This is a genomic window from Pelagimonas sp. (assembly GCF_050633425.1).
In the GTDB taxonomy this organism is placed as follows: Bacteria; Pseudomonadota; Alphaproteobacteria; order Rhodobacterales; family Rhodobacteraceae; genus Pelagimonas.
The window spans coordinates 241774-257943 of the sequence record NZ_JBOEGM010000012.1; the positions used below are offsets into that span (position 1 = coordinate 241774).

The 16170-nt window shown below is 53.8% G+C and carries 15 protein-coding genes and 1 riboswitch; of the genes, 6 read left to right on the forward strand and 9 right to left on the reverse strand.

What is annotated here, in order from left to right; all coding sequences use genetic code 11:
• Positions 1 to 32: 32 nt before the first annotated feature.
• A riboswitch (TPP riboswitch) is annotated at positions 33 to 132 on the reverse strand.
• Positions 133 to 235: 103 nt separating this feature from the next.
• Positions 236 to 1342 carry a chorismate synthase gene (aroC, locus tag ACRBB0_RS10340; RefSeq protein WP_431374355.1) on the forward strand — a complete coding sequence of 369 codons (1107 nt, stop codon included), beginning with the start codon at positions 236 to 238 and terminating at the stop codon, positions 1340 to 1342.
• A 3-nt stretch (positions 1343 to 1345) separates the two neighbouring features.
• Here aroC and ACRBB0_RS10345 read toward each other — a convergent pair whose 3' ends face one another.
• Positions 1346 to 3412: a methyl-accepting chemotaxis protein gene (locus ACRBB0_RS10345; RefSeq protein WP_431374356.1), complete on the reverse strand. Its 2067-nt coding sequence runs from the start codon at positions 3410 to 3412 to the stop codon at positions 1346 to 1348.
• A gap of 75 nt (positions 3413 to 3487) precedes the next feature.
• Entirely contained in the window at positions 3488 to 4390 is a 903-nt protein-coding gene (locus tag ACRBB0_RS10350) for a DMT family transporter (protein ID WP_431374357.1), read from the reverse strand.
• Positions 4391 to 4527: 137 nt separating this feature from the next.
• Here ACRBB0_RS10350 and ACRBB0_RS10355 point away from each other — a divergent pair, with 137 nt between their 5' ends.
• Positions 4528 to 4992 (forward strand): YbjN domain-containing protein, encoded by a 465-nt coding sequence (locus ACRBB0_RS10355; RefSeq protein WP_431374358.1) that lies wholly within the window; start codon positions 4528 to 4530, stop codon positions 4990 to 4992.
• A 121-nt stretch (positions 4993 to 5113) separates the two neighbouring features.
• On the opposite strand, the gene ACRBB0_RS10360 is transcribed toward ACRBB0_RS10355, so the two are convergent.
• The 3 genes from ACRBB0_RS10360 to ACRBB0_RS10370 form a co-directional block, all read right to left on the reverse strand.
• Entirely contained in the window at positions 5114 to 6229 is a 1116-nt protein-coding gene (locus ACRBB0_RS10360) for a site-specific DNA-methyltransferase (RefSeq protein WP_431374359.1), read from the reverse strand.
• A 104-nt stretch (positions 6230 to 6333) separates the two neighbouring features.
• Positions 6334 to 6945, reverse strand: a complete 612-nt coding sequence (gene rnhB / locus ACRBB0_RS10365) for a ribonuclease HII (protein ID WP_431374360.1) — start codon at positions 6943 to 6945, stop codon at positions 6334 to 6336.
• A 48-nt stretch (positions 6946 to 6993) separates the two neighbouring features.
• The gene (locus ACRBB0_RS10370) at positions 6994 to 7305 is read right to left on the reverse strand and encodes a hypothetical protein (RefSeq protein ID WP_431374361.1); all 312 of its coding nucleotides are present in this window, start codon (positions 7303 to 7305) and stop codon (positions 6994 to 6996) included.
• Positions 7306 to 7549: 244 nt separating this feature from the next.
• On the opposite strand from ACRBB0_RS10370, the gene ACRBB0_RS10375 reads away from it, so the two are divergent.
• Positions 7550 to 8257, forward strand: a complete 708-nt coding sequence (locus ACRBB0_RS10375) for a DNA helicase (RefSeq protein WP_431374362.1) — start codon at positions 7550 to 7552, stop codon at positions 8255 to 8257.
• 73 nt (positions 8258 to 8330) lie between these two features.
• On the opposite strand, the gene groL is transcribed toward ACRBB0_RS10375, so the two are convergent.
• Positions 8331 to 9977, reverse strand: coding sequence for a chaperonin GroEL (gene groL / locus ACRBB0_RS10380; RefSeq protein ID WP_431374363.1), 1647 nt, complete (start codon positions 9975 to 9977; stop codon positions 8331 to 8333).
• A gap of 69 nt (positions 9978 to 10046) precedes the next feature.
• Positions 10047 to 10334: a co-chaperone GroES gene (gene groES, locus ACRBB0_RS10385; protein ID WP_097805481.1), complete on the reverse strand. Its 288-nt coding sequence runs from the start codon at positions 10332 to 10334 to the stop codon at positions 10047 to 10049.
• A 249-nt stretch (positions 10335 to 10583) separates the two neighbouring features.
• On the opposite strand from groES, the gene ACRBB0_RS10390 reads away from it, so the two are divergent.
• Positions 10584 to 11882 (forward strand): hypothetical protein, encoded by a 1299-nt coding sequence (locus ACRBB0_RS10390; RefSeq protein ID WP_431374364.1) that lies wholly within the window; start codon positions 10584 to 10586, stop codon positions 11880 to 11882.
• A gap of 59 nt (positions 11883 to 11941) precedes the next feature.
• On the forward strand, positions 11942 to 12871 hold the full coding sequence (locus ACRBB0_RS10395) for an L-lactate dehydrogenase (RefSeq protein WP_431374365.1): 930 nt from the start codon (positions 11942 to 11944) through the stop codon (positions 12869 to 12871).
• A 15-nt stretch (positions 12872 to 12886) separates the two neighbouring features.
• Here ACRBB0_RS10395 and ACRBB0_RS10400 read toward each other — a convergent pair whose 3' ends face one another.
• A complete protein-coding gene (locus ACRBB0_RS10400; RefSeq protein WP_431374366.1) occupies positions 12887 to 14164 on the reverse strand; it encodes a DEAD/DEAH box helicase in 1278 nt (425 codons plus the stop codon).
• Between the two features lie 259 nt (positions 14165 to 14423).
• Complete coding sequence (locus tag ACRBB0_RS10405) at positions 14424 to 15095, reverse strand: DUF2161 domain-containing phosphodiesterase (protein ID WP_431374367.1); 672 nt, start codon at positions 15093 to 15095, stop codon at positions 14424 to 14426.
• Positions 15096 to 15167: 72 nt separating this feature from the next.
• Between ACRBB0_RS10405 and ACRBB0_RS10410 the strand changes: the two genes are divergently transcribed.
• Positions 15168 to 16163: a TraB/GumN family protein gene (locus tag ACRBB0_RS10410; protein WP_431374368.1), complete on the forward strand. Its 996-nt coding sequence runs from the start codon at positions 15168 to 15170 to the stop codon at positions 16161 to 16163.
• Positions 16164 to 16170 lie beyond the last annotated feature (7 nt).

A 16170-nucleotide genomic window follows, 5' to 3' on the forward strand; every position in this document is an offset into this window, starting at 1 on the left:
ATTGCGGCGAATGGGTTGGTGCAGACCGCTTTTGGCAAAGTCCCGACCTTCCCTCCGCCGGTGTTAACCGGTTCAGGTTCTACGGGTTCACATTTGCATCTCAGCCTGTGGCAGGCACCCCGAGGTGGCGGCGACGCTAGGAGGAAGGAGGGCAATGTGCAAGCGAAAATCCAGCGAATTCCCTTGAGGCTCTGGTCTCTCTGGCCTAGGAAACCATGTCAAAGGAGACCTGCAAATGAGCCTGAATACTTTTGGTCATCTCTTCCGCGTCACCACTTGGGGTGAAAGCCATGGGCCCGCCCTTGGAGCAACTGTCGACGGCTGCCCCCCTGGCGTCAATATTACCGAAGAGATGTTGCAGGTCTGGCTCGATCAGCGCAAGCCGGGACAAAACAAGTTTACAACACAGCGGCGCGAAGCTGATGCTGTTCGAATTTTGTCTGGCGTTTTTGAAGGCAAGACCACCGGTACGCCCATTCAATTGATGATCGAAAACACCGATCAGCGCTCCAAAGATTACTCCGAAATCTCGCAAAAGTTTCGCCCTGGCCATGCGGATATAACCTATTGGCAAAAATATGGAATTCGTGATTACCGAGGTGGCGGTCGTTCATCTGCACGGGAAACTGCCGCGCGGGTTGCGGCCGGTGGTCTTGCCAGAGCGGTATTGGCGCATCTTTTGCCTGGCGTGGAAATTAAAGGCTATATGGTTCAAATGGGTCCTCGCGGCATTGATCGCAACCGTTTCGATGAGACCGAAGTTTCGCAAAATCCATTCTGGTGCCCGGATGCCGTCGCCGCAAAAGACTGGGCGGATTACTTGGACGGGTTGCGAAAGTCTGGCGACAGCGTTGGGGCTGTTATTGAAGTGATAGCGCGCGGTGTGCCCGTCGGGCTTGGTGCGCCTATCTATGCGAAGTTAGACACCGATATTACTGCTGCAATGATGTCGATTAACGCGGTGAAGGCGGTGGAAATCGGTGACGGTATGGCAGCAGCGGCGCTGACCGGAACAGAAAATGCCGATGAAATCAGGATGGGGACAAATGGGCCGGAGTTTTCCTCAAACCATGCCGGCGGTATTTTGGGCGGAATTTCCAGTGGCCAAGAGATCATTACGCGGTTTGCCGTCAAACCAACATCGTCGATCCTGAACACGCGCAAGACTGTGACAATTGACGGTCAAGAGGCCGATATCGTTACCAAGGGGCGACATGACCCTTGCGTCGGAATTCGGGCCGTCCCTGTTGGAGAGGCCATGATGGCTTGTGTCTTGCTCGACCATTTGTTGTTACATCGCGGCCAAAACGAAGGCGAAGGGGGCCAAATCGGCCCCCAATGATCCCTAGAATTCTTTCCATTGGTCTGCATTTGCAGCCAAAGGCTGGTGCGGTTCCATAGGCACGGGATCGGGCTCAGGGAGATCATGTGCCCAGGTTTCAACTTCGGCATCTACTGGAGCACTATGTGTCGGCTGGTCTCCCCATGAGCTATTTGACGTGTCTTCAAAGGCTCCGTTTTCCGCATGCTTCTGACCGCTTGAACCCGACTTTTCCTCAATTTCGAAATCATTTTGTACAGTACGATGATTGACGTGATCATGTGACCGTTCATTGCTATGATCAGGAGTGTCAGACATTGCTTCAAACTGCACAGGTTCCGGCAACTCTAGAGCATCTGAAACGCCTGCAAATTTCTCCAATAGATCTGTCAAGCGAGACGCCTCCTGACTCAATTCTTGACTAGAGGTCGTTGCATCCCCAACCATCGCAGCGTTTTGTTGAGTGACCTTATCTAGTTCTGCGACGCCGACATTGATTTCTTGGACCGCGCTGGCCTGCTCCTTTGCCGAAATGGCTATCCCGGAAACCATTTCTGAAACAGAAGTCACACTCTCAACAATTTGCCCCAAGGTCAGAGATGTTTGCTGAACAAGTTTTTCGCCATCTTCCACCTGTGCGGTACTGTTGAGCACAAGCTCTTTGATCTCACTTGCAGATTCAGCGGCGCGTTGGGCCAGCCCCCGAACTTCGGATGCCACAACCGCAAAGCCTTTACCGGATTCGCCAGCCCGAGCAGCTTCTACTCCGGCATTCAGAGCCAGCAAATTTGTCTGGAATGCGATATCGTCAATAACACCGATGATTTGCGTAATCTGTTCGGACGATTTCGCAATTGAGCTCATTGCTTCCATAGCTTGCGTCATAACCTCGCCGCCTTCTTGTGCACGACGACGTCCTTCGACGACTTGCTCATCGGCTTCCTGGGCGCGAGTAGCAGCACCTTGAACACTTTCAGATAATTCATCCAATGCCGCCGCCGATTCTTCCAACGTCGCAGCCTGGACTTCGGCCCTGCGTGACATTTCATTAGACATATTCGACAATTCACAAGAATTGCCTTCGACGGTTTTCGCACTGTTTCGCAGCGATCCCACCAGTTCTTCCAAGGTTCCGGCCAATTCGTTGAAGTCTTCGCAGAGGTTTACATAGTCCTTGCCAAGATCATCCCAATCGTTGCTTGGAATACGGTCTTCTAGCTCACCGGATTTCAGGCTGCTCATCGCTTTGCCAAGCAAACCAAATAGATCGGCACGCCTGTCGTTCTCAGTTTTGACCCGCCTTGAGGCCTCGTGCCCTTTTGACAGTTTGCCACGCAACACGTCCAGCTGGCGCGCGATTTCCCCCACTTCGTCCTTGCGGTCCGTATCGGGGATCTCACTCTCGTAGTCTTTGGCGGCGATCAGTTTTACTGCAGAGACCGAACGTTGAATTGGATTGACCAACTGCCGCCCAAAGAGCAGAGACAAGATAAGGCCGCCCACCACCGACGCAATCAACCCACCAATAACGGCCATCGTGCTGGTGTCTACAACGCTCATCATATGCTCGCCCGTACTCTCAGCATTGGCTTGCATCGCAATGTGTTCTTCCATCAGGATGTCTAGATTTTTCTGCAAGGTAGGGATGACCCGATTGCGAAAATCCCGTGACCGTTCATGCCCCAATGCCTCTCGGATTTTTGGCACGCCTACATACAATTCATTCAGCTCACCGCGAACGACCGTCAAAACCTCATGGACAGGTCCATAAACCTCTGCATGGTTGGATTCATTGACTAACCCTTCCATAGCCGTATCGAGGCCGGCAATCGATGCCGCCAAGTTGTTTTCCAAATCGTCATAGGCCGTCGGCTCCCCCCGGTCGATCATCAGAACGCTTATCAGCGCCGACTGAGTACTGGAGTGCACTTCGGATATACTGATATCGAGGTCGAAAGCGTGACTTGAATCTGTGACCAACCCCCCGACACGCATGTTACTAACAAGCGATATTACCGCGCTGCCTATCATCAAGATCAGAAATGCGCCTGCAAAAGCAAACACTTGAGTGCGGATCGAAAACCTGCTCATTACTAATTCCCCATATCGGATGCAGTCAGTCAGCACCATGGGTAGAGGCAGGCAGTTAAAAAACCTTGGACACCTTCAGCTTTCCGTCGCAGAAGTATCTCGCATTTTCCGTATTTCAGACACCCGCGAGACTTGAACAGCCAAAATGCCGCCCGCGATGACCAAAACACCGAGGACGTCTGTTTTTTGCAGCGCTTCCCCCAACAACAAGGCCGCAAAGGCCACGCCTAGAAATGGGTTGAGAAAGTGGAATGTCGCGGCGCGAACCGCCCCAATCCGATTGACAAGCACAACCCAAAGCGAGGTTGCAGCCAGTCCGGGAACCAGCGTCGTATAGATAAACGCCATGATTAATTCGGTCGACCAGGTCACTTGGATCGTCTCGAACGACAAGGCAAATGGCCATAAAGCCACGCTGCCAACAAGCATTTGAAGACCGACAATCATCATGTAATTGCCACCCGACAACGCGCCGCGCAACGACATGGTCGCAACGGTTAACGCCAGAACCCCAATGATACAAAGCAAAACGCCGGTCAGATCGACACCGCTTTCCAATCGCGTTCCCATAATCAATGCGACCCCAGCAACGCCAGCAACCAACCCTAAAACCGCCAAAGGTTTTGGGGCGTCACGCAAAACCAACCAACCTGCCAAGGCCACCAAGAGAGGCATTGTAGACGCAATAATGGCGGCGAGCGACGCTTCGACCCATTGCATAGCGACGAAGTTCAACCCGAGGTAAAGCGCGTTTTGGCAAATCCCGAAAACGATCGTTGCGCGCCACTGCGCCGGGGTCAATTTCCACGTCTGCCCCAGCAAGCGCGCGATAATCACCGCGATCAATCCAGAAATAAAAAACCGCAACGCCAAAGCCGTTAAGGGTGGGGCCGAGGCGACGATAATCCGCGCGGACGTAAAGGCCGAAGACCACATCGCGGCAAAGATCAGGCCCATCAAGATTGCGCGCATATCCATACCACATTCTTATTGGGTCCATCTGAAATAGAAAAGCGCCTTTGGCAGGACAGGTTTACCGGAATTGCCGAATGAGGGTCGCATTGTTAGGCTCAGGACATCCATTGAACAAAACAACCCAATTGAGAGGTCACATCATGCGCAACATTCTGATTTCGGCAGGTTTTTTAATGCTCCCACTTGCTGCGTCCGCACAATCAATGGTGGATGCATCTGATGCAAATACACTTGCCAACCTGTTAAAGGCTGAGGGCTACCAAGTCGAGGTGACCACCGACAAGGTCGGTGACCCCCTGATCAAAGGGAAGCTGGACGGTACCAATTACGATTTGTTCTTTTATGACTGCACTGACAACGCCAACTGCCGCACTGTGCAGTTTCAGGTGGGGTATGACATGACCAACGGCATGTCTCTGCAACGCGCCAACCAATGGAATTCTGATATGCGCTATGCGACCGTCTATCTGGATGAGGAAATGGACCCGTTTTTGCAAATGGATCTCAACATCGACTATGGCGTGTCGACGACGAACTTCGTCGATAATTTTAAAATGTGGTCAAATGTGCTGGGTCAGTTCGAAGACTTTATCGACTGGAACTGACAAAAGACGAAAAATGCCCCGCCTGCCGAGCAAGCGGGGCCAGTTAGTGCCTGTGATATGTCACAAGGCACTGGCGGTGTTCTGAATTCTTACAAGTGTTTGATAGGGCGCAGGGGGCCGATTAATTCGGGCGCTCGTTCATTTCGGCCCGGATCTGCTGACGCAGGATATCAATCGGAACGGTTTTTCCGTCACGTTTGAAGCACCAATAAGTCCAACCATTACAGCTTGGCGCGCCCTCGAGCTTGGCACCGACCTGATGGATTGACCCTTTGATATCGTCGCCAATCAGAGTGCCATCAGCGCGTACTTTGGCTTTGTGCCGACCATTCATCGACCACAGCTGTTCGCCCGGACGTAGCATGCCCCGTTCAACCAATTGGCCAAAGGGAACGCGTGGTTCAGCACGTTTCGAGGTCGAAACCTGCAGCGCGTCTTTGTCGAATTTGCGGATGTCGTTAATGCGCTTGGTCGCAACCTTGCGGTAGGCTTCTTCGCGCTCAATTCCGATCCAATCGCGGCCCAGCATTTTCGCAACGGCACCCGTGGTGCCCGTGCCAAAAAACGGGTCCAGAACGACATCACCGGGGTTGGTCGACCCAACCAGAACACGGTGCAGAAGGCTGTGCGGTTTTTGCGTCGGATGGGCTTTGTCGCCATCCTCGTTTTTGATGCGCTCTCCGCCGTTACAGATCGGCAAAACCCAGTCGCTGCGCATTTGAATGCCTTCGTTCAGCGCCTTGAGCGCTTCGTAGTTGAAGGTGTATTTGCCAGCTTCGGATTTGGAGGCCCAAATCATCGTTTCATGGGCGTTGGTGAACCGTTTGCCACGGAAATTCGGCATTGGGTTCGACTTGCGCCAAACAACATCATTCAGGATCCAATAGCCTGCGTCTTGCATCTTGGCGCCGACCCGGAAAATGTTGTGATAAGAGCCGATTACCCAGATCGCCCCGTCGGGCTTGAGCAATCGGCGCGCCGCCTTGAGCCAGTCTTGGGTAAACTTATCGTAGGCGGCAAAACTGCTGAATTGATCCCAGTCGTCATCCACGGCATCGACCTTGGAATTGTCTGGGCGATGCAGCTCACCTTTGAGCTGCAAATTGTAAGGGGGATCCGCGAATATCAGATCAACAGAGTTCTCGGGGAGGCTATTCATAACCTCCACGCAGTCCCCTGCTAGAATCGAGTTGAGAGGGAGCGCATTCGCGCTCGTCATCTTGGTCATCTTCGTCATTCTCTGCCTCTGTCCCTGCCGCATTTTCGCGGTCGTTGGTTAAGAACAGAATGATTCATTGGTGATTCGCGGTCAAATTCTTTATTAAATCAGACCCTTACGATTTACTCTTGATACAAGATATTGTGCACCGGTTTGAAAGACCGTCTATGATGTGGGGTTACCCCAAGATTTTGCAGTGCAGATTTGTGACATTTTGTTGGGTAACCGGCGTTCTTTTCCCAACCATAACCTGGGTAGTGTTGCGCGATCTCAGTCATGACATTATCTCGCCATGTTTTGGCCACAATTGAGGCCGCGCCGATGGTTTGTGACAGGCTGTCCCCCTTGACGATTGCCGTCGCAGGGCAAGACAACCTTTTGGGCAACCGATTCCCATCGACAAGCAGGTGATCGGGACGAATCGGCAACCCTTCGACCGCGCGCTTCATCGCCAACATGCTGGCGTGCAGGATGTTGATCTCATCGATTTCCTGAACAGTCGCTTCGGCAATCGAATAGATCGCAGTTTCGCGAATAATGACATCCAAGGCTTCGCGTTTCTTGGCGGAGAGCTTCTTGGAGTCGTTTAGCCCCGCGGGTATGTTGTTAGGGTCAAGGATCACCGCACAGGCCACCACAGGCCCAGCCAGAGGGCCGCGTCCCACTTCGTCAACCCCTGCCAGCCGCAAACCGCGAGCATGGTAAGGCGCATCAATATTATCAGTCTGTGTCATAGGCCCAGAGAGCCGATCAGAGATCGCAAAGCAAGAGTTTACCGGGAATTAGGCCGCCTTCATGCGCTGTAAAACAACGGCAACCAAAGAGAGCACGGCCACTTGTTCCGTGGTCTCGCGCCCAGCGATACGTTCCGAGAGCTGCATTCGCTCTTCCAAGGACAGGGGGATCAATAGAGGTTCCGATGATCCGGTGGCAACTTCGTCGACCCAATCAACATCGTCCTTAAGAGCCTTCAAAAGAGACTGCCGAACAAGGTAACCCATTGGTAAATTTGCCGGTGAAATCGCCAGCAATTGTTTGCGCATCCCATCTGGCACGCTGACCATAAGGCCTTTTCTAAGATTGTGGCAGCTCATGTCTTCCCCCAGCCTGAAGATCCTAGGCAAGATAGGTTAACAGAATGCTTTCAATTGAAGAAGACGTAACAGGGCCTTGCGCCTTGTGTTTTTCGTGTCAAACTAGATATTGCGACGGCCTGCCCCGGGCCTCCTCCCCTTTGATTGGGAAAGTATTGATCATGCAGGGCATCGCACACCCATCCTTTGGATAGGTATCCGCAGAAAAGGGGCTGTGGGTTTTACCCGCGATCCGGAGGTTTCCATGGACCTATCATCCCCCATTTTCATTCTGAAACGTGCTGCCCGAAAAGAAGCCCGACTTAGGGGCATTCCTTTGCATCAATCGTTGACCGAAGCCGCCCGAAGAGAAGGCTTTTCCAACTGGTCCGAACTTGCCCGGACCTATGCCAAGACAACTCCGGCTATCAAAATACTGGAGAGCTTGCGGCGCGGAGAGCTGGTGCTATTGGCAGCCCGCCCCGGGCATGGGAAGACTTTGCATGCCTTGGACCTGCTGCTCTGCTCCCTGCGAAGAGGCAAGCAGGCTTGGTTCTTTTCCCTGGAATACTGTGATGCCGAAATCCTTGAGAGGGTCAAAGAATTGGACGGCATGGATCAGGTCGCAAAGCTGGCGGTCGACACCACCGACGACATTTGCGCCAGTTATATAGAAGCCGTCCTGATATCTGCCCAAGCAGGAAGTGTTGTGGTGATCGACTATTTGCAAATCATGGATCAACGCCGGCACCATCCCCCCTTGGCGGATCAGGTCGCCCACCTAAAAGCCTTGGCAAAAAAGCGCCAAATAACGGTGGTTGCGATATCCCAAGTGGATCGTGGCTTTGAGCAGTCTCGTAAGCGATTGCCCGATCTGAGTGACGTTCGGCTCCCAAATCCTGTCGATCTGACGCTTTTTGATAAGGCCTGTTTCATCCATGACGGACGGGTGCGTATCACCCCCCTGCCCTAAAATGACAAAGGCCCCCAAATTAGGGGGCCTTTGCTGTTCGGTATGTAAAGAGAATTTCCGTTGGAAACCCGTCTTACATCATGCCGCCCATGCCGCCCATGTCGGGCATGCCGCCGCCTGCTGGCATACCGCCGTCTTTCGACGGTTTGTCGGCAACCATGGCTTCGGTGGTGATCAGCAGGCCAGCAACCGAAGACGCATCTTCGAGAGCAGTCCGTGCAACTTTGGCAGGGTCGATAACGCCGAAGGCGAACATGTCACCATATTCTTCAGTCTGAGCGTTGAAGCCGAAGGATGTTTCGTCGGATTCGCGAACTTTGCCCGCAACAACCGCACCGTCAACACCAGCGTTTTCAGCGATCTGACGCAGAGGCGCTTCGAGAGCGCGACGCACGATGGCAATACCGGCGTTTTGGTCAGCGTTTGCGCCTTCCATGCCTTCGAGAGCTTTACCGGCTTGAACCAGAGCAACACCACCACCAACGATGACGCCTTCTTGAACAGCAGCGCGGGTTGCGTTCAGAGCATCGTCAACACGATCTTTACGCTCTTTAACTTCAACCTCGGTCATGCCGCCAACGCGGATAACGGCGACGCCGCCAGCCAGTTTCGCAACACGTTCCTGCAGCTTTTCACGGTCATAATCGGAAGATGTTTCTTCGATCTGAGCGCGGATCTGAGCAACACGTGCTTCGATCTCTGCTTTCTCGCCAGCGCCGTCAACAACAGTTGTCTCGTCTTTGGTGATCTGAACTTTCTTGGCGGTGCCAAGCATGTCCATGGTCACGGATTCGAGCTTCATGCCGAGATCTTCTGCAATCACTTGACCGCCTGTCAGGATCGCAATGTCCTGCAGCATGGCTTTGCGACGATCACCAAAGCCAGGGGCTTTGACAGCAGCAATTTTCAGGCCGCCGCGCAGTTTGTTAACAACCAGAGTTGCCAGCGCTTCGCCTTCAACGTCTTCAGCAATGATCAGCAGTGGCTTTTGCGACTGGATCACTTGCTCGAGCAGAGGAACCATTGGCTGCAGCGACGAGAGTTTCTTCTCGTGCAGCAGGATCAGGCAGTCTTCCAGCTCGGCAGTCATTTTGTCAGCGTTGGTGACAAAGTAAGGAGACAGGTAACCGCGGTCGAACTGCATGCCTTCAACAACATCGGTCTCGGTTTCGAGGCCTTTGTTTTCTTCGACGGTGATAACACCTTCGTTGCCAACACGCTGCATCGCGTCAGCAATTTGCTGGCCGATTGCGGCTTCGCCGTTGGCAGAGATTGTGCCAACCTGAGCAACTTCGTCGCTGTCTTTAACTTCGCGGGCCATGGACTTGATGCCATCGACAACTTTGGCTGTCGCCAGGTCGATACCGCGCTTGAGGTCCATTGGGTTCAGACCGGCAGCAACCTGCTTGAGGCCTTCTTTAACGATGGCCTGAGCCAGAACAGTTGCGGTTGTTGTACCGTCGCCTGCTTCGTCGTTGGTGCGCGATGCAACTTCTTTGACCATCTGTGCGCCCATGTTCTCGAACTTGTCTTCAAGCTCGATCTCTTTGGCAACAGAGACACCGTCTTTGGTGATGCGTGGTGCGCCGAACGATTTGTCCAGAACAACGTTACGGCCTTTTGGGCCCAGTGTTACTTTAACAGCATCTGCGAGGATGTTGACGCCTGCCAGCATGCGGTTACGGGCGTCGGTATCGAATTTCACGTCCTTAGCGGCCATGTGTATTCTCCTAAGAATTCATATAGTTGTTGGTCAGAAAGAATGGCCAATCGGCCATCAAGTCATCGTTCAGCCGATAATGCCGAGGATGTCGCTTTCTTTCATGATCAGCAGCTCTTCGCCGTCCAGAGTGATCTCTGTGCCGGACCATTTGCCAAACAGGATGGTGTCACCCTCTTTAACGTCCATTGCGATGCGGTCGCCGTCTTCGTCACGTGCGCCTGCGCCTACGGCAACAACTTTGCCTTCAGCGGGCTTTTCTTTTGCGCTTTCGGGGATGATCAGACCACCAGCGGTCTTTTCTTCGCCTTCCAGGCGGCGAACAACTACGCGATCGTGAAGCGGTGTAAATGCCATTCTTCGAGTCTCCTTGGCTCAAAGTTATCCTCTAAAGACCCCCTGCTGAGGGCCATTAGCACTCATCAGGTGCGAGTGCTAACGACGCATAGCTAGGCAGCGGATTGGAGTGAGTCAACATCTTGTGCAAAATTTTTGACTCTATTTGGGCGGTCTCGATGCAGACACCTGCCGGGCACAGATCATTGACTGGCGACGAATCAACTTTTGAGGGATTGTGGGTATATTGAAACAGGAAGGAATTGAAGAATGTCTCTCTGGAAAATTGTTGCTTGTCTTCTTCTAACTGCCGGGGTGGCAAAGGCCGAAGATACCTTTCTCGCTTTAAGTGACGTTCATTATGGGGTTCGCGCCATCTCTGGAAAATGGGGACATGGGAACGAAACCAGTTTGGTTTTGTGGCAGAACGCCCAAGCCAAAGCCATCGACCTCATTGCCAAGCAAGCACCCAAGTTCACCGTGTACCTTGGTGACATGCCCGCACATAGCGAACCCGAAGCGACGCGGAAACAGGAATTCACCACGGTTTTGGGCGGTTTGGCGCATATAGCGGGCCCCTCGCATCGCTTGTATTTCTTGCCCGGAAACAATGACACCAATGCCGGCGACTACTGCCAATTCACAGATAACACGGACGAAACCCCCTTCGCCTCCGCACATACCGGCAAATGGCCCGCGTTAAACGCGATGGACACATTGATTGATCGCTCGGGCTTGGCGCAAGGGTACTATTCCGCATACCCATTGGGTAAAAACGACACGTCATTGCGTTTGATCACGTTGAATACCGTGATGTTCAACGCGAATTACGGGCACGGTTTCCACTGGACCCCCTGCCAGCCATATATGACGGATGCCGAAATTCAGATGGCAGCCAGCATCCAACTCAGCTGGCTGGCCCAGCAGCTGGCAGATGCTCAGGCAAATAACGAACGCACGCTCATTGCGATGCATGTTCCGCCGGGGATGGATGGGCATGGCGGGGCACCTATGTGGAACCCTGACCTGACGTATCGCGACCCAAACCCCCCAAAGCTATTGTCGGCTGTATCAGCAAGCGCGCCCAAAGGCACGTCGGTTGAAACCATATTCAGTGAGGTGATCTCAGCCTATTCGGATCAAATCACCGGGATCTTGACGGCCCATACCCATCTGGACGACATGCGCCGTTTGTGGACCTGCAATGGTGACTTGGTGGGTTTGGCGATCGGAATCCCTGGAATCACCACCGACCATGGCAACAATCCAGCAATGAAACTGTTCAGTTATGACAGTCGCAAAAACATCACCGACGCCACGACCTATTATGCCAGCGAAACTACGGGCCATAATTGGGTCGATGCCAATCGCTATGGGTTTTCCAAAACCTACTGCCCGCCTTCACAGGATTGTGCGGGTATGGATCTGTTCTCGATCATATCCGCCTGGCCGAAGTCCCAGACCCAAAAACTGGCCAAACGCATGGAACAGGTGTTGAAAACCAAACGTAGCCCTGTCAGCGGGCGCTATTATGCACAGGCAATGGACGCTTATCCGCAATGTGATTAGGATCAACGACAGCGCTAACAACCCTTTCTATGACTGTGTCCACCTAAGGGGAGTACGCCATGAAAATTGGAATTGTAGGGGCCGGAATGGTCGGATCAGCCGCCGCCTTTTCCTGTGTCATGCGCGGGGCGGCATCGCGCATTGTATTGGTCGATCTCAACCCTGCCCGCGCCCGAGCTGAGGCCGAGGACATCGCCCATGCAGTGCCCTTTGCCCATGCTGTTCAGGTTGATGCAGGTGACTATGACGACCTGACGGGGGCCGGAGTGGTGATTCTGGCCTGCGGGGTTAGCCAACAACCCGGTGAAACGCGCCTGCAATTGCTGGACCGCAATGCTGAGGTGTTTCGGTCTGTCGTGGGCGAAGTCATGCGGGTGTGCCCGGATGCCATCCTATTGGTTGCCTCAAATCCAGTGGATATCATGGGCCAGATCACCCAACGCCTGTCTGGCTTGCCACCGGAACGGGTGATTGGATCGGGAACAATCCTAGATACAGCCCGATTTCGGTGGTTGTTGGGGCGTCATTTAGGCATCGCGCCACGGTCGGTGCATGGATATGTCCTTGGCGAACACGGTGATTCTGAAGTTCTGGCGTGGTCATCGGCGCGCGCCGGATCAGCCTCGGTTGCCAGTTTCGCGGCCCAAGTCGGCAATGCCATAACCGAAGATGTCCGACAAACAATTGACTACGGCGTCCGCCATGCTGCCTATACAATCATCGAGGGCAAAGGCGCGACGTGGTACGGCATCGGAGCCGGTTTGGCCCGCATCGTTTCGGCAATCACATCCGACGAACAGGCGGTTCTGACCGTTTCCTCGGTGTCCGATGTGTTGGGCGTGCGTGATGTGGCCTGTTCGGTGCCGCGTGTTGTCGGGGCACAAGGCATAAGCTCCGAACTGCTTCCCGACCTCTCAGACGAAGAAACCGAGGCCCTGAGAGCCTCGGCTGAAATGCTGAAAACAACGGTGGAGCAGGTGTCGCTCTGACCCTTGCCCTATCGGTTAACGGCGACCAGAGCGGCGACGTTTCTGACCACCCGATGGGCGACCATTGTTGTTGGCAGGCTTGCCCCCGCCGCGATGACCACCTCCACCACCACGGTTGCGACCACCGCCGCCACCACGCTGTTGTTTGGGCCGATCAACTGGCTCAGGCTCAACACCCGATGCAACCTCAATGTCGATCTTCATCAGCTTTTGAATTTGGCGCAACAAAAGCACCTCGTCGGCGGCACAAAATGCAATCGCCTGACCGTCACGGCCCGCTCGAGCGGTCCGGCCGATACGGTGAACATAATTCTCTGCTACTTCTGGCAAATCAAAGTTCACGACATAGGCAACGCCGGGAATGTCGATACCACGCGCCGCAACATCGGTGGCCACAAGGATGTTGATCTCACCAGCGCGAAACGCTTTGATTGCGCGATCCCGTTGACCTTGGCTTTTGTTCCCATGAATAGACGCGGCATTATAACCGTCGGCCACAAGACCTTTCATCAAACGTTCCGCACCATGTTTCGTACGCGAAAACACCAAGGTAAGAGCGTTCGGATCATCTGACAGAATTTCACGCAATTTGCGTGGCTTGCCCGCCTTTTCGACGAAATGCACGCATTGGGTCACTTTGTCTGCGGCTTTGCCGGGGGGTGAAACCTGAACCTTTTTAGGGTCATTCAGATAGGCACGGCTCAATTCTTCCATCTGCTTGGGCATCGTCGCCGAAAACAGCATGGTTTGACGGGGCGTGCCCAGCGCGGGCGCAATTTTGCGCAACGCATGGATAAAGCCCATATCGAGCATCTGATCCGCTTCGTCGAGGATCAGGTGCTTAACAGCCTTCAAATCCACAGCGCGACGGTCCATCAGGTCGATCAAACGGCCAGGGGTTGCCACAAGGATATGAGTGCCGCGGTTCAGAACCTGAATCTGTTTGTTGATCGACTGACCACCTACAACCGTTGTCACACGGATCGGGGTTTTGGTCGTCAAAACTTTCAGGTTATCTGCAATCTGGTTCACCAGTTCGCGCGTCGGTGCCAAGATAAGCGCCTGTGCGGTTTTAGGATCGGGTTTGCCATGCAGGCCCAAAAGATGGTTCACCAGAGGGAGACCAAACGCCAGAGTTTTACCAGTGCCGGTTTGGGCAAGGCCCATGATATCGTGACCTTCGAGCGCCAGCGGAACCGCTTGCGTCTGGATCGGAGTTGGTTTTTCAAAACCAGCCGCTTCGAGAGCAGCATTGAGAGCAGGCCGTAGGCCAAGTTCGCTAAATTCGAACAATAGGAAGTCCTTTTCAGCCCCACAAGGCACAGTGCCAGTGGAACACAGAAACACAGCCGCAACGTTTGCGACCGCATGAGGGTTGGCAAGACCTCGAGACAGCTGGGCGGTTCCCGCGCGGTCTGGTCTGTGCCTTTGCAACCCTGCGTGATTGGGAAACTGTATCTGGTGTCGCTGAGAGCTCTTGGCTCGGCATGCTCACGCGGCAGCGCAGCGACATCTGCCCAATGACGCGAAAACCCGTACGCGTCAAGACTCTTTAGCTTGGGTCCCAGCTATAGGCCCAGTGTTTGAGCCCCTCTACCCCGGCGGACGAGAGCTCATAAACACCGGTTTCAACCTTGTTGAACCAACCGTAGTGGTTGCTGCGCATTATTGTTGTGGCGTTAGTCACACCGGTGGCTTTGGCGACGTCCTTGCCCCGGCTCGCCCCAACTTCGGCCAGCATGGCAGCACATTTTAACGCATCTTGGCGATACCCTGTGACGATGCCATGTCGTGTTGCGCCCCCTTGGTTCGGATCACCGTCCAGCCGCTGAAATTCACGCAGCAATCGAGATTGGCGTTTCTTGTTTTTGCGCGGCGCATAAGGGCCGGGATCGCAATGCACTTCAACCGTTTGATCCACCCGCACCGTGATAAAGCCAAGCCCAAGCCGACGGCACATCGCAACGTTATCTTTGAGTGCCCGTTTGGCGGTTTTCCCTTTGGGCTTGGGAACCGCGATATAAACCGTGTCGGTAACCCCCAGCCGGGTAATCGCCTGGTGATAAAGCGACAGGGTGACACTCAGTTTCAGCTCAACAATGACGGGGGGTTCATCGGCGCGCATCGCAACGACATCCGCCGCCCCGACTTCGCCTTTGACCTCATAACCTTGCCGTTGCAACATCGCTTTTACTGGCTCGTAAAGATCGCTTTCCCGCCGCATATCCGCCTGTTTCTCTTGCCATTCCAATGCTCTCAGGGCTTAGTTTGCCCCAAACCCACTACCGGAGCCACCATGTTACGTCCGCTTGCCATTGTTTGTTCGATTTTTGCCCTAGCCACACCCGCATTTGCGACCTGCGGCGGCCAAGACCTTCGACACACCCTAAACGCTCAACAACAACAAGAGTTAGAGACCGCAGTCGCCAACACCCCATACGCCAATGGCAACCATTGGACCGCGACAAAAGGCGAGAAAAAGATCGTCCTGATCGGAACTATACATATTGGAGACCCCCGCTTGAGAGGCCCAGTTGAGCGTCTGAAACCCATCGTTCAATCGGCTGGCATGCTCTTGCTAGAAGCCAATGACGAGGACGAAGCCGACCTCAAAAAACGCTTGTCCTCAGACCCATCGATGTTCATGTTGCAAGACCAGTCGTTGATCGATCTCATGAGCAACGAAGATTGGCAAAAACTGGCTAAAACCGCAGAAGAACACGACATCCCCCCCTTTATGGCGGCGAAAATGCAGCCATGGTTCTTGTCACTGAGCCTTGCTGTTCCGCCCTGTATGATGTCGAAGCTAAAACAGAGCGCTGGCGGCTTGGATTCGCAACTGAACGACATCGCCAACGAAGCCCAAGTTCCGACGCAATCGCTCGAAAGCACCGACACCCTCTTTCAGATCTTCAAGCAGGAGCCGATGGAGGAACAGATTGATTTTATGATGGCTGGCTTGATGCCACGTCAGAGTTCCGAAGACGCCCTAGTCACCACCTTTTCGGCCTACTACTCCGAAAATATCGCCGAAGGGTGGCACATCAACCGCATTCTCACACCGGATCTGGTCGGGATGAGTTCTGAGGAGGCTGATGTCATTTTCGCCGAGCTCAATGTCGAGCTTTTGGAAAACCGCAACAAAGCTTGGATTCCAGTGATCTTGGACGCCGTGTCAGAATATGACGCCCCTATCGTTGCCGCCTTTGGTGCCGCGCATTTGATGGGCGAGAACGGGGTTTTGAATCTCTTGGCGCAACAAGGTTTCACCCTAGAGCGCCAAGAATTTTGATCGAACA